The sequence below is a fragment of the Streptomyces sulfonofaciens genome, assembly GCF_014656295.1.
Taxonomy (GTDB): domain Bacteria; phylum Actinomycetota; class Actinomycetes; order Streptomycetales; family Streptomycetaceae; genus Streptomyces; species Streptomyces sulfonofaciens.
In genome coordinates this window covers 72,896-86,706 of the sequence record NZ_BNCD01000022.1, presented here as the reverse complement: position 1 = coordinate 86,706, position 13,811 = coordinate 72,896, and the positions used below count along the sequence as shown (strand labels likewise).

At 73.8% G+C, this 13,811-nt stretch carries 13 protein-coding genes; 9 read left to right on the top strand and 4 right to left on the bottom strand.

Annotated elements, in window-relative coordinates; genetic code table 11:
* Positions 1-179 precede the first annotated feature (179 nt).
* The gene (locus tag IE313_RS28340; RefSeq protein WP_189937164.1) at positions 180-1,616 is read right to left on the bottom strand and encodes an aldehyde dehydrogenase family protein; all 1,437 of its coding nucleotides are present in this window, start codon (positions 1,614-1,616) and stop codon (positions 180-182) included.
* Between the two features lie 458 nt (positions 1,617-2,074).
* Between IE313_RS28340 and IE313_RS28335 the strand changes: the two genes are divergently transcribed.
* The 5 genes from IE313_RS28335 (at position 2,075) to IE313_RS28315 (ending at position 7,755) form a co-directional block, all read left to right on the top strand.
* Entirely contained in the window at positions 2,075-3,238 is a 1,164-nt protein-coding gene (locus tag IE313_RS28335) for a zinc-dependent alcohol dehydrogenase (RefSeq protein WP_189937163.1), read from the top strand.
* Between the two features lie 110 nt (positions 3,239-3,348).
* Positions 3,349-4,467, top strand: a complete 1,119-nt coding sequence (locus IE313_RS28330; RefSeq protein WP_189937161.1) for a glycosyltransferase family 4 protein — start codon at positions 3,349-3,351, stop codon at positions 4,465-4,467.
* Complete coding sequence (gene galE / locus IE313_RS28325; RefSeq protein ID WP_189937158.1) at positions 4,464-5,420, top strand: UDP-glucose 4-epimerase GalE; 957 nt, start codon at positions 4,464-4,466, stop codon at positions 5,418-5,420. Before IE313_RS28330 ends, galE begins: the two co-directional genes overlap by 4 nt.
* A 207-nt stretch (positions 5,421-5,627) precedes the next feature.
* Positions 5,628-6,521 carry a UTP--glucose-1-phosphate uridylyltransferase gene (locus tag IE313_RS28320; protein WP_189937156.1) on the top strand — a complete coding sequence of 298 codons (894 nt, stop codon included), beginning with the start codon at positions 5,628-5,630 and terminating at the stop codon, positions 6,519-6,521.
* A 199-nt stretch (positions 6,522-6,720) separates the two neighbouring features.
* Complete coding sequence (locus tag IE313_RS28315; RefSeq protein WP_189937224.1) at positions 6,721-7,755, top strand: ROK family protein; 1,035 nt, start codon at positions 6,721-6,723, stop codon at positions 7,753-7,755.
* Between the two features lie 263 nt (positions 7,756-8,018).
* On the opposite strand, the gene IE313_RS28310 is transcribed toward IE313_RS28315, so the two are convergent.
* Entirely contained in the window at positions 8,019-8,618 is a 600-nt protein-coding gene (locus IE313_RS28310) for a TetR/AcrR family transcriptional regulator (protein ID WP_189937155.1), read from the bottom strand.
* A 339-nt stretch (positions 8,619-8,957) separates the two neighbouring features.
* Between IE313_RS28310 and IE313_RS28305 the strand changes: the two genes are divergently transcribed.
* The 4 genes from IE313_RS28305 (at position 8,958) to IE313_RS28290 (ending at position 10,887) form a co-directional block, all read left to right on the top strand.
* Positions 8,958-9,254 (top strand): putative quinol monooxygenase, encoded by a 297-nt coding sequence (locus IE313_RS28305; RefSeq protein WP_189937153.1) that lies wholly within the window; start codon positions 8,958-8,960, stop codon positions 9,252-9,254.
* Positions 9,255-9,288: 34 nt separating this feature from the next.
* Positions 9,289-9,957 (top strand): peroxiredoxin-like family protein, encoded by a 669-nt coding sequence (locus IE313_RS28300; RefSeq protein ID WP_189937151.1) that lies wholly within the window; start codon positions 9,289-9,291, stop codon positions 9,955-9,957.
* Positions 9,958-10,235: 278 nt separating this feature from the next.
* The gene (locus IE313_RS28295; protein ID WP_189937149.1) at positions 10,236-10,472 is read left to right on the top strand and encodes a DUF6186 family protein; all 237 of its coding nucleotides are present in this window, start codon (positions 10,236-10,238) and stop codon (positions 10,470-10,472) included.
* Between the two features lie 31 nt (positions 10,473-10,503).
* Positions 10,504-10,887, top strand: a complete 384-nt coding sequence (locus tag IE313_RS28290) for a DUF6256 family protein (RefSeq protein WP_189937147.1) — start codon at positions 10,504-10,506, stop codon at positions 10,885-10,887.
* Positions 10,888-10,927: 40 nt separating this feature from the next.
* Here IE313_RS28290 and IE313_RS28285 read toward each other — a convergent pair whose 3' ends face one another.
* Together IE313_RS28285 and IE313_RS28280 are read right to left on the bottom strand one after the other, a co-directional pair.
* Positions 10,928-12,529 (bottom strand): FAD-dependent oxidoreductase, encoded by a 1,602-nt coding sequence (locus IE313_RS28285; RefSeq protein WP_189937145.1) that lies wholly within the window; start codon positions 12,527-12,529, stop codon positions 10,928-10,930.
* A complete protein-coding gene (locus IE313_RS28280; RefSeq protein ID WP_373317082.1) occupies positions 12,526-13,746 on the bottom strand; it encodes a lycopene cyclase family protein in 1,221 nt (406 codons plus the stop codon). Before IE313_RS28280 ends, IE313_RS28285 begins: the two co-directional genes overlap by 4 nt.
* Between the last annotated feature and the right edge of the window lie 65 nt (positions 13,747-13,811).

Below are 13,811 nucleotides of genomic sequence, written 5' to 3'. Positions count from 1 at the left end.
CGCGCCGGGCCCCGATGCCGTCCCCGGGGATCGCGACCGGAACCGACGGCACACCCGTCCAAGGCGGACACCACCGCGCGGGCTGCCCCCGGTCGGGGCAGCCCGCACACACCACGACGGCGCCGCCCGGCACATGCACCGCGGCGCCCCTCCCGGGTGCCTGCGGCGGATCAGCCGGGTCAGCAGCCCACGGCGGGCTCGCGCGCTCCGGAGCAGTCGATGGCGACATGTTTGCCGCGTGTGTACCGGTACATGGCTTCGATGCCCTGCTCCCTCAGCTCCAGCAGCCGCGTCCACCCGCCGTCGGAGAGCCTTCCGCTCCAGTTCCCGTCCCAGGTGTTGACGTAGACGTGGGTCGCCTCCAGACGGGAGACCACAGCCTCGACGCCCGTCGTACGGCTCGTCCAGACGCTGGCGACGCAGCAGTGCTCGGCGTCGTTGGCCAGCGCCACCGCCTCCTCGGCCCGTTCGAAGCGCATGACGGCCAGCACGGGGGTGCTGTGGTCGGCGACCGCGACCCTCATGTCCGGGGTGACGTCCGTGAGGATGGTGGGCCCAAGCCTGCCGTGCGGCCCGCTCTCACCGCCGCCGGCGACCAGCGACGCACCCTCGCTGCGGGCCGCTTCCGCAGCGGCGTGAAGACAGGCGGCGCGGGCCGCCGACACGGCGGGCATGCACTGGCGAACCCGGGGGTCGTGCGCCACGGCGTCCGCGACCCTGCGCACCACCTCGTCGTGCACGCAGTCGGCCACGATGAGGCGGGTACTGGCTGCCGGGAGCCGGCCGGCGCTGTCGATGAGGCCGTCGACGGCAGCGGAGACCGCCGGACGGATCGCCGCATCGGCGAAGACGAGGACGCAGGAGCTGCCGGACAACTCCAGTGAGAAGGGGACGAGTTGATCGGCGGCGATCGTGCCGATCGCACGGGCTTCCCTGCTGGAACCGGCGAAGGAGATCTTGCGCACCTCCGGATGGCCCGTGAGCGCGTCGACGACCGCTCTCCCGGCCCCCGTGACGACGTTGAGCACACCGTCGGGCAGACCGCACGCGGTGGCGGTGCGTGCCAGGCGCAGGGCGATCACGGAGGCCGTCTGCGGGGGCTTGAGGACGACGGTGTTCCCGGCGGCGAGAGCCGGCGCCAGGCTCCGTGCGATCTGAACGGCGGCAGCGTGGGCGGAGGTCAGCACGGCGATGACGCCGAAGGGTTCCCGTTGCGTGTACACGCGGCGGCCAGAGCCGACGGAGGTGACCGCTCCCGGCGGAAGACCGGCAAGGGAGGCGTACAGGTCGAAGTACGCGGCGGCGTGCTCGATCTCCCTGGCCCCCTGCCAGACGGACACACCGCTCTCCCGGGCCTCGACCGCGGCCAGGGCGTCGGCGTCCGCCCGTAATCGGGCCGCGACGCGGGCGAGCACGCCGCCCCGGGCCACTGCCGTACGGTCGCGCCAGGCGGGGGCGGCACGGCGGGCCGCGGCCACCGCTCGCTGGACGTCGTCGAAACCGCACTCGGCGATGGCGTGCACGGCAGAGGCGTCGTTCGGCGCCGTGACGGTGTGCCAGGTGCGCTCGCCCGGCGGGACCTCGGCACCGTCAATCCATAATGCGTAGCGTTTCATCGTTCTCACTCTTCTCGTCCACGGCGGGTCGCAGCCCGTTGCCACGGTCCTCGTCGCCACGCACGCGGAGCGCCCGGCCGCCACGAGCGCCGGGGCGTCCCCCTCTCCGCGTTCGCTGCTCCCGCCCTTTCATGTGCCTGCGGTTCGCGGTGCTTTCTTACCGTGCGGGCCGACATCCGTGAGCGGCCTGGCGCGCCGGAACACCGTGGGAGTCGACCGCAGCGCAGGGGCCCGGCCGGGGCAGCACCCCCTTGATTTCCGACTGATCGGTAGGTAATTATGGCTGCCACAGTGCAGCCGCCGGGCGGGTGCGGCCCGTGCGGACCCGCACCCGGCACGCCCAGAGCGCCATGGTGCCGACGGCTGCGCGCCTTCCTGCGGCTTGTGTCTCCTCGACGCAGCCTCCTCGCGGGCCGCCGCGCTACCAAGGGAGTCAGGTCCAGATGTACGCGTACACGATGAGTCAGCCGGGGGAACTGCGACTGGGCTCCGTGCAGGAGCCGGTGTGCCAGCCGGACGAGGTGGTGCTCCGTACCGAGGCCGTGTCGATCTGCTCGACCGACGTCTCCTACTTCCGCGGGCATCTGTCGTCCTCGACCTGGCCGCTGATCCCCGGTCACGAGTACGTCGGCACGGTCGTCGACGTCGGCAGTCGCCTCGCGGACGCGGTGCGGCCGGGCGAGCGGCTGTGCTACTGGGGGCAGACCGATTTCGGTGGCATGGCGGAGTACCGCGCCATCCGGCCGCTGCTTCCCGGCCGCCCGCAGGACGAGACCACCTGGTTCACCGACCGCGGCTTCACCGATGCCGACCAGGCGGCCGCCGTGGTGGTCCCCCACGACCTGCCGTCGGGGCTCGCGACCGCGCTGGAGCCGCTCACCTCGGTCCTGCGCTCCCTGCTCCCCAACCCTCCGCGGCCCGGCGACACCTGTGCGGTGCTCGGCTGCGGCCCCAGTTCCCTGCTGGCCGTCCAGGTGCTCCGCCGGCACCTCGGCGTCGAGGTGATCGTGCTCGACCACAACGAGCAGCGGCTGCGCACGGCGCTGAGGTGCGGGGCGAAACGCGGTTTCGACCCGGTCCGGCAGGCGGACGAGATCAGGCAGTTCATCGGCGACACCCGGGGGCAGGCCGTGGACTACGTCTTCGACGCCCTTCCGCACGTCGGTCCCGGTGCGGGCGCCGGCATCCGGGACCTGGCCATGGGCATGCTGCGCCCCGGCGGCACCTATGTGGTGTACGGCGCCAGCGCCCTGCCCCAGCAGATCAGCACGTGGATGATCCTGGCCAAGGGCCTCAACCTGCGCGCCACCCCCTTCGACGTGGGTGTCTTCGCGATGGCCCGCTCGGCGCACGTGCTCGAAGTGGCCGCGGGACTGGTCGCCAGCGGCCTCGTCGACGCCCGGCCGCTGTTCACCAGGACGGTCGACCTGCACGACGAGGAGGGCGTCGTCGATGCCTTCGCCCGCTACGGATCGGGGGCGTCGATGAAGACGTCCATGGTCACCAGCAGGGACGAGCCCCCGCGCACCCCCGGGGCCACCGGTGCGGGCCTGCGCGCCCCGTCGGCCGATCACCTCGGGCCCGTGGTCGTGGGCACGGACCTGCTGACGCCGCAGACCTGAACCGCACAGCGCCGTGGGCGGCACCGGAACCCCGCGCCGCGCTCACGACCGTTTCCGGTTGCAGTGTGCCGCCGCCCGGGTACACCGGCGGCGGCCGGGAAGGGACCTCCGTGGACGAACCCGAGATCTGCCTCATCATGCGCCGGTGCACCGTGGGCGGCATCGAGAGGGTCGTACTCCTGCTGGCCAACGCACTCGCCGAGCGAGGGCGGAAGGTGCACGTGGCCGTACTCGAACCCGTCGGTCTGAGAGCCATCATCACCGAGCTCCACCCGCAGGTCAGCGCCCACGTCCTGAGCGGCAGCCGGAGCAGCCGGCTGCGGCGCCTCCGCGAGCTCACGCGGGGGCGGATCACCCACCTGCACCTGGCGGACGGCAGGATCCACCCGTCCCTGCGCTGGGTGCTGCGCGGACACCCGGGCGTCTTCGTCACCTACCACATGGACTACACACCGGCGCGCAACCGGGTCTCGAACCTGGTGGACCGGCTGATCACAGGCCGCTGCCGCGCGGTGATCGCCGTCTCCCAGGTCGTCAGGGACTTCTGCCTGAACGCAGTCCGCCTCCCCGCGGACCTGGTCACGGTCATCGAGAACGCGGTTCCCGGGCCTTCCGCAGGTCGTGTGCGCATCGAGTCCGACGACGCGTTCACCCTGGTCGCCCTCGCCACGGTGAACCCCCACAAGAACCACGTGGGCCTGCTCAGGGGCTTCGCCCTGGCCAGAGGGCGCGGCCACGACGTCCGTCTGCGCATCATCGGTGACGGCCCCGCCATCGCCGAGGTCTTCACCGCAGCCGCCGAGCTGGGAGTCGGCTCCGCCGTCGAGTGGTACGGAGCGCTCTGGCAGAGCACCATCGTCAGCGCCCTGCTGAGCACGAGCGACGCCTTCGTCTCGGCCAGCCGGGACGAGGGGCTGCCGATGGCGGTGCTCGAAGGGCTCCAGCACGGCCTGCCGATGGTCCTCTCGGACATCCCCGCACACCGGGAGGCGGCCGGGGAGGCGGGGGTCTACTTCGACTCCGAGGACCCGGAGCAGTTCGCCGACCGGCTGGAGGAACTGCTCGACCCCGGCGCCTGCCGGCGGCGTGCCGCGGCGGCGATCAGCAGGTCGGCCCTGTTCGGCCTCGACCGGTTCGCGGCACGCCACCTGGAGTTGTACGGCACCGCCCCCCTCGCCGCGGCGGCCACCGCCGCCCGGCTTTCGACCACGCGTCAGGAGACACCGTGAAACTGCTGGTCACCGGAGGCGCAGGCTATGTGGGCAGCGTCGTCGTGTCGCACCTCGTGGCGGCCGGGCACGCGGTCACGGTCCTCGACGACCTCTCCACGGGGCACGCCGACGCCGTGCCGGCCGGTGCCGCCCTGGTGGTGGCCACGCTGCGCACGGGCGCGGCCGCCCTTCTCGCCGACGGCTCCTTCGACGCCGTACTCCACTTCGCGGCGAAGTCCGTGACCGGCGAGTCGGTGGCCAGGCCCGGCCACTACTGGGACCAGAACCTGGGCGAGTCACTGGCGTTGTTCGACGCGATGCGGCAGTCGGGTGTCCGACGCATCGTCTTCTCCTCCACGGCGGCGACCTACGGCGATCCCGAACACACCCCGATCAGGGAGACGGACCCGACCCGGCCCGTCAGCCCCTACGGCGCCACCAAGCTGGCCATCGACACCGTCCTGGCCTCGTACGCCGAACTGCACGGTTTCGGCGCGGTGAGCCTGCGCTACTTCAACGTCGCGGGCGCGCACGCGGGGCTGGGCGAACGGCACGAGCCCGAGACGCATCTGATCGCCAACGTCCTCGCCGTTCCGATGGGGCGCGGCGGCGAGGTGTCGCTGTTCGGCTCCGACTACCCCACCCCGGACGGCACCTGCGTCCGGGACTACATCCACGTCGCCGACCTGGCCGCCGCCCACCTGCTCGCCCTGGACGCCTGCGAGCCCGGCCGGCACCGGATCTACAACCTCGGGAGCGGATCAGGCCACTCGGTGAAGGAGGTGATCGACATGTGCCGGCAGGTCACCGGGCACCGCATACCCGTCGCGCTGCGTCCGCGTCGGCAAGGCGATCCCGCGGTTCTCGTGGCCTCCTCCGAGAAGATCCTGCGCGAACTCGGGTGGCGGGCGGAGCGGGACCTGGCCGCCATGGTCCACGACGCCTGGACGTACGCCCGGCGCACCTCCTGACCCGGCCTCGGCGCTCCGAACACCGAGCACCAGGCACCGACGCACGCGGGACAAGTCTGAAGGGACGCGGTCGAAGATGTCGCACCTACGGGACGGGGACGCCGTCCCCGCCCGCCTCGCACTCCGCCCCCGGCGGCCAGCCGGCGGTCCGCAACCGGTCTCCTCGCCGGCCGGGGCCCCGGCCGCACGACCGAAGGGCCGCCGATCATGAGCCCGACCCGGGACTTCCACACCGCCGTCGTCCCGGCGGCCGGGCTGGGGACCCGTTTCCTGCCCGCGACCAAGTCCGTTCCCAAGGAGTTGCTGCCGCTCCTGGACACACCGGGGATCGAACTGGTGGCCGCGGAGGCGGCCGACGCCGGAGCCGAACGGCTGATCATCGTCACCGCCCCCGGCAAGGACGCCATCGCCCGCCACTTCCGTCGCGACCACGAGCTGGAGCGCAGGCTCGACGCCCGGGGGAAGTCCGAGATGTCGGCCCTCGTCCAGCGGGCGTCGGCCCTCCTGCGGATCGAGACCACTCCCCAGCCCGAGCCCCTGGGCCTGGGCCACGCCGTCGCCTGCGCGGAGCCGCACCTCACCGGGCGGGACGAGGCGGTGGCCGTGCTCCTGCCGGACGACCTCGTGCTCCCCACCGGTGTCCTCTCCCGGATGGCAGCCGTCCGCCGGCGCCACGGCGGCACCGTCCTGTGCGCCTTCACCGCGCCGAGACAGGACCTGTCCGCCTACGGGGTCTTCGACCTGGCCGGCACCGACGAGCCGGGAGTGATGCGGGTGCGCGCCATGGTGGAGAAGCCCGATCCCCGGCAGGCGCCCTCCACCTTCGCGTGTGCCGGACGGTATCTGCTGGACCGGGCCGTCTTCGAACCGCTCAGGCACGTGCGCGCTGGCCCACGGGGGGAGATCGACCTCACCGACGCCATCTGCACACTCATCGACCGCGGGCATCCGGTGCACGCCGTCGTGCACACCGGCAGGCGCCACGACATAGGAAACCCGATGGGGATGCTGCGCGCCTCCGTCGAGTACGCCCTTGAGGACCGCAGCAGAGGACCGGCCTTCCGCGCATGGCTGCGCACCCGGCTGTCGGACGACGCATAGGCGCATCCGGCACCTCGCGGGCGCCGCCCCCCGCGCGGCGCCTGGACCCTGACGCAAAACCCCCGGAGCGCGTGCGCGCCGCGGTGGGCACGGCCGGCCCGGCCTCGTTTCCGCCGGGGTTTGCACCATGCCGCCACCGCCGTGCGCGGTCGGGAGGACGAGTCGGTGAGAAGAGGAGAGCAGAGCCATGCCGACGGATATGTGCCCCGCGCCTGCGGAGCGCTCCCCGCGAACAGCGCACGGCAGACGCCTGGTCGCGGCACTCGACATCGGCGGGACCAAGATCGCCGGTGCGCTCGTCGCCGACGACGGCCGGATCCTGCGGCGGACACGGCGCCCGACGCCGGCCGCGGAGGGCGAGGCCGTGCTGTTGGCCGCACTCGCCGAGGTCCTCGACGAGTTGCGCACCGCTTCCCTCTGGCCGGAGGTGCGGGCGGTGGGCATCGGCAGCACGGGGCCGCTGGACGCTCGGGCCGGGACCGTCAGCCCCGTGAACATCCCGGGCTGGCGCTCGTTCCCGCTCACCGAGGAGGTCGGCCGCCTCACCGGCGGGCTGCCGGTGTGCCTGGTGGGGGACGCCGTCGCGGTGGCGCTGGGAGAGCGGTGGCGCGGCGCCGCACGTCAGGCCCGTAACGCCCTGTGCATGGTGGTGTCCACCGGTGTCGGCGGCGGTCTGATCATCGATGGGCGGGTCCACCGCGGTCCGACCGGCAATGCCGGGCACATCGGCCACATCAGCGTCGGGGCCGGCGACGGCCTCTGTGTGTGCGGAGCCCCGGGCTGCGTCGAGCAGGCCGCCTGCGGCCCCGCCATCACCCGCACCGCGCTGGCCCTGGGATGGCGGCCGCCCCGGGGGGAGGAGGCGACGGCCCGGGCGGTGGGCGCGTCCGCCGGACGGGGTGACGAGGCGGCGGTCGCCGCCTTCGACAGGGCAGCACGCGCACTCGCCGCGGGCGTCGCGGCGACGGCCCACCTGCTGGAGATCGAACTCGCGGTCGTCGGCGGAGGCGTCGCGGACGCCGGGCACGTCCTGTTCACGCCTTTACGGGCCCACCTGCGCAGATATGCCATTCTCCCCTTCGCGACCGGGCTGAGGGTCACACCGGCGGTGCTGGGAGTTGACGCCGGTCTGGTCGGCGCCGCGGCGGCGGCCCTCGCCGGACCCGAAGCCGGGGCCGTGGCGCCGGGGGCCGCCGAGGGTCCCGGCCGCTGCACCACACCGTGCACCGCGTGACCTTCCCCGGCCGCTCCGACACACCCCGTGCGGTGTTTCCTGGGCCACTGCACGGGCCCGTCCCGGCGGCGCCGGGGGCCTGCTCACCGGTGCCGGCCGGCCGGGGAGTCAGCCGGCCGGAGGGTCCGGGAACCACGGAGCCCGAGCGGGGCAACCACGGAGCAGGAGCAACGGGCCGGAGCGAGGGAGCCGGGGAGGCGCAGAGAGGCAGAAGCCCGGAGGGGCAAGGCAGAAGGGCATGCTGCCGGGCCTCGGCGCTTCGGTCATCGTCCGCCCCACCGCAAGGAGGCGACGACGCGGGCGACCGTCTTCCCGAGCGTCTCCGGCGACGCGCCGTCGCACGCCTTGACGGCCAGGCCCTGGCGCACCGTCGACACGAAGGAGGCCAGTTCCGCCGGGTCCTCGTCGTCCGGGAGGTCGCCCGCGGCCCTGGCCTGCATGAAACGCCGGCGGAGGTCGGCCTCGGCGGCCCGCCGCACGCCCGCCATGTGGTCGGCCACGTCCTGGTTGTCCGGGCCGCACACGAGACCGCCCCGGAGGATGAAGCAGCCCATGGGGCGGCGCTCGTCGGTGATCTGATCCACGGTGCGCAGCAGGTACTGCTCCACCACATCCCGGGCGGTGGGGGCGAGCAGTGCCTGCGCGGTGTGGGACGCGTCGGAGGCCAGGTAGCGGTCCAGGGCGCGGAAGAAGAGCTCCTTCTTGCCGTGGAAGGCGGCATAGAGCGCGGGCCGGTTGATGCCCATGGAGTCGGTGAGCTCGCTCAGGGACGTGCCTTCGTAGCCGTGGCGCCAGAAGACTTCCAGTGCGGCGTCCAACGCCGCGTCGACGTCGAACTGCCGGGGTCTGCCGACTCTCGCCATGTCCCTCCCCCTCGTCACCTGCTTCCGCCCCTCGTCGGAGGGTACCGCAATCGATCGGTAGGAAATTGGGCGCGCACTGCTCCGGAGCGCCACACGTGTTTCGTGAGCGCCCCGCTGCGCCGGCAGGTGGGGGCGGCCGCACCCGTCCATTGGCCGTCCTCCTCGGCGGGCACGCGCGCCGGGGCCCGCGGATCGCCCTGGACGGCATCCGTGCCGCGGTACCGGTAAGACCCCCCTCGTCCCCGGCTCTAATGCCAAGGCAAGGAGCCCGGCGCCGGAGGTGGTGCGACCGCCGAACCGTGGGCCGTGACTCGGTGAGACGTATCCGGAAGGAACTCCATGGGCGTGAAGCTCGGACTGCTCGTACGACTGGAAGCAAAGCCGGGGAAGGAGGAGGAGCTGGCCGCGTTCCTCGAAGCGGGCCGCGCGCTGGCCGTCGCGGAGGCGGGCACCGTGACCTGGTACGCGTTCCGGCTGGGCGAGCGCGAGTTCGGCATCTTCGACACCTTCACCTCGCAGGACGGCCGGCAGGCGCACCTCGAAGGCCCGATCGCCCGGGCCCTAGCCGAGTCGGGGCCCGCGCTGCTGGCCGGTGCGCCGGCCATCACCCCCGTCGACATCGTCGCCGCCACCTGACGAACCCGCCTGCCGCACCCACCAAGGATCCGACATGACCACAGCCCCCACCCCCATCGCCGACGAGGCCGCCGCCGTCATGGCCGGCCAGGTCGGCCAGCTACCGGACGAGATCCGGGCGGCCTTCACCGACGAGCAGGCAGAGCTGGACGCCGTAGGTGTGCCCGCGGACGTCGCCGCGCCCGGGTCGCCGATGCCGGACGCCGCACTGCTGGACGCGCACGGACAGCCGACGACCCTGACGCAGGCCCGGGACGGCCGCCCGGCGGTGGTGGTCTTCTACCGCGGGGCGTGGTGCCCCTTCTGCAACGCGGCGCTCCGCACCTACGACAGGGAACTCACCGGCGCGCTCGGCGAGCGGGACGTGGCGCTGATCGCCGTCAGCCCGCAGAAGCCGGACGGTTCGCTCACCATGCAGGAGAGCAACGCCCTCAGCTACCCGGTCCTGTCCGATCCCGGCAACCGGATCGGCACGGCACTGGGCATCGTCACCCGGCCCAGCGACGGGGCCCGGCACGCCCAGGCCGCCCTCGGGCTCGATCTGCGGGAGGTGAACGCGGACGGCACCCATGACGTCGTCATGCCGACCGTCGCGGTCGTGGACGCGGCGGGCGTGCTGCGGTGGCTCGACGTCCACCCCAACTACACCACACGCACCGAGCCCGGCGAGATCCTCACCGCCGTCGCCACGCACCTGCCCTGACCGGCCGTCAGGTGCAGTGCCGCCCGGCCCCTGCTCCGGCCCCTGACCGGCCGGGGCAGGGGCCGCCGCCCCGCGGCTGGGCCTGCTCGGCGCCCCGGGCTCCCGCCGGGGGCCCGGGACACCGAGCCGCTCCCCGCCGAACGGGGCGGCGTGCGCGCCACCGGTGGCCGATGCTGCGTCGCTTCCGTGTCCCCGGTGCCGTGTGACGGATGATCGGCGTAACCGCCCGCGGAGGAAGCAGTGGGCAGTGCACACGCACACACCTGTGGGAGGTCGTGGTGGCAGAGCACCCGGTGATCGGGTACCTCGTCTGGGCGGTCCTGCTCGGTGCCGTCTTCGCCTGGGAAGGCATCAGCCTGATCCGCATCGGCGACGGCTTCCCCACCCTGAGCGATGCCCTGGACGGCGTCATGCGCTATGCGGCGGGGCGGTGGACACTCTTCGCCCTGTGGCTGTGGTTCGGCTGGCACACCTTCGTGCGCGGGTGGCACTTCATGCTCAGAGAGCCCGTGTGAGGGCCCGCGGCGGCGAGCCGGGGGTCGTTGCGTGCTGCCGGTACCGCTGAACATCTCCCTCATGCTGGTCGGCTATCTGCTGACGATGGGGTACCTCGCCATCGGCCTGTGCCTGTCGCGCAGGAACCCGTCCGCATCCTGGCGGCCGTCCCGGCGGTTCGCCCCCGCCTCCGTGAGGCGGGGGTGGCCCGGTCTGATCCGCCAGGTGGTGGGGACCGCGGTCGGCGGATACGTGCTCCTGATGGCCGTGGTGATCGGCTACTACGACGGTGTGGCGGGCGAGGGTGCCGGGTTCACGGCGAGTGCGTTCGAGGGGGCCGCGGCGCTGGTGGCGATCACCCTGCCGGTGTTCTTCACCGCTTCCTGGGCGGCGCTGGCCGTACGGCGGCGGTGGGGGCGCAGGTCGAGACGGTGAGCGGATGCCCGCGGTGGCACGGCGACGCCACCACACGCGCCTACGCCCACGCCCCCGGCTGCGCCCCGCGTGCACGCCGGTCGCCGGACCCTGCGGCCGCCCCCGCCACCAGCCGCAGCCAGGGCGAACGGCCCTGGACCGGCACGGTCCACAGCGGCTGCCCGCGTACGCCCCAGCGTTCGAGCAGCGCGTTGGAGGCGAGGAAGCCGGTGGTCGCGGCGCGCTCCATGAGGGCCACGGGCAGGGCGGGCCTCACCAGGTCCCCGGCGACGACCAGGGCCGGGTCGGGGGTGCGTACCGTCGGCCGCGCCCAGTACCCGCCGGGGGCGAACAGCGGGCAGTCGTCGTGCCACTGGTGCACGGCGTCGAGCACGCGCGCCGCGGTCGTCTCCGGGTACACGCGGTGCAGTTCCCGCACGACGTCCTCCTCCGTCGCGGCCCGGGCGGCCCCGTCCCCCACCGCGTACGCGTGCAGTTCGACCACGGAGCCTTGGGTACGGGCCGACCAGCGAGCCGCCTCGCCCTCCCAGCGCTCCAGGACGCTGACGTTGTCCAACGGCCCGAAGCCGCTGGTGGCGAGGAACCCGGGGCGGTCGGGTGCCACACCGCGGTCCAGCCACAGACGGGTGACGAGGAACGCGGGAGCGGTGCGCAGGCGGGCGATGCCCTCGCGCCAGTGGGCGGTCGCCAGGCGCGGCGAGGCGGCCACGAGCCGTCGCAGACCGGCGGTGTCCAGGGCGAGGACCACCGCGTCGTGCCGCCGCCCACCGTGCGCCGTGTCCACACGGAAGCCGCCTTCGCGCACGGGCGCCACACTGGTGACCGGCTCGGCGGGGCGCAGGTCGGCGCCGTGGCCGCGCAGGTAGTCCCCGAGCGGTTCCCACAGGGCGCGGGTGAAGGGCTCGTCGGGCACGTCGAAGAGGAGCCCCTCGCTGGACCCGAGGAAGTAGATGTGGAACATCAGGGCCATCTCCGCCGCCGAGAGCCGGTGGGGTTCGGCGAAGAAGCTGCGGGAGAAGACGTCGAACGCCAGGTGGTGGGCGGCCTCGGGGAAGCGGACCGCGGCCAGGAAGTCCCGTGCGCTGGTCGCGTCCAGCCGTGCGTACACCTCGGGCACCCGCACGTCCAGCAGCGGCAGGGCCGCCGCCGGGCGCAGGTCCACCAGGTCGCGGAGGGCGAACGTGGGACTGCGGACGGCGAAGCCCAGGGCGCTGAACGGGGGCGTGCGCGGAACCCCGCGGAAGCTGTCGCGCAGTCCGCTGCTGTGCAGCAGGGGGTAGTCGGGCAGCGGGACCAGGGAGCTCAGCCCCGGATCCGTGCGCCGCAGCAGCCCCCTCAGGTTGTAGTACTGGCGGAAGAACGCGTGGAATCCGCGGGTCACGGTGGCCGTCGAGCCGTCGTGCAGCCGCACCTGCGTCGCCCCCGCCCTGCCGCCCAGGACGTCCTCCCGTTCGTACAGGGTGACGCGCACCCCCCGTTCGGCGAGGCCGGTGGCCGCGGCAAGTCCGGCGATGCCCCCGCCGATCACGGCGGCGGACGGCGGTTCGCCGGTGACCCGGGCCCGCCCCGGCCGCGGCACGAGCACGACCGCCTTGCGGTCCCGGCCCCGGCTGCCCGGCTTCTGCGCGCCCGTGCGCCTCATGCCGGGGCCCCGGTGGTCCGCGGGGTCCGGTCGCCGGGAGGACGGCGCGGAGCGGCCAGCAGTGCCGCGGTGGTGCGCAGCATGGCGGCGACGGGGGTGCGCACTCCCACGGAGATGTCCTCGTGGAGGCGGGTGCGCCCGTCCATGAACCTCAGCAGGCGCTCCGTCGGGATGTGCTCGAAGAGCCTGCTGAGCAAGGCGGCTCCGTCCACCCGCCCGGTGGCCAGGGCATGCAGCAGGACGGCGTCCATGGCGCGGGCGCGCGCGGGGTAGCAGGCGGGTGGCACGGGCCGTCGGCCCGCGCGGCAGGCGGCGGCGACGGCCCTCGCCTGCCGTCCGGCGGCGGAGAACGTGTAGCCCGTCGACGCCCGCGTGGCGCCGCCCGCCGTGCCGATCCTGAAGACCGATCTGCCCGTCTGCCGGTGCAGCGGGGCGTCGGTCATCGGGATCACCCCGGTCTCCGTGCCGGTGATCCGCAGGCCCCCCAGTCCCAGGACGTCCCGAATGTAGTGGTTCAGCGCCCTGTCGTACGCCTCGGTGGTGAGGACGTCGGAGGAGAACTGTGTGTACTCGACGAGCGCCTCACGCCTGCTGATGGGCAGGACGTAACCGAACGCGAGCCCGCGCCGGGGCTGGGGGAGGCGAAAGTCCATCAGGTCGACGACGCGCGGGTCGAACCGGTCGGCGTCGCTGCGCACGAACCAGCCGCGGAAGTGCTGGAGGAGTTCCGTGCGCCGCGGTGGCCGAGCGGCGGGCGGACGGGAGTCGAACACCCAGCGCGCGCCGACGAGGAGTGGGCTGCCGTCGGCCGCCGTGCCGTGCACGAGGGCGCCGCCCGCCCTGTCGTCCACGCGCGCGACGTCCGCGGTGAGGCGCCGCACACCCGCGACGACGGCCGCGTCGGCCAGCACCGTCCGCTCGAAGTCGGCCGAGCGGAGCATCTTGTACCGCAGCGGGAGGCAGGTCCGCACGATCGGCCGGCCGTCGGGCGCGGTGACCCGCAGCCGCGTCCAGGAGGCGGTCAGCGCGGCGTCGAACTCCCCGCCGTCCGCCTCCCAGAAGCACCAGGTGCGCGGCGGCGGTCTGAGCGGCCCGGGCGGTGCGTCGAGGAGTACCACCGCCGGCCCCCGGCCGGGTGCGCCCCGTGCGAGCCACCGTGCCAGCGACAGGCCGGCGGCACCCGCGCCGACCACGGCGACGGAAGCGTCGAGCACCATGGGCCTCCCAATGGCCACCGCAACCGGTAGGAGAGCGGGCCGGGCCGGCCGTGCGGGTGGGCGGG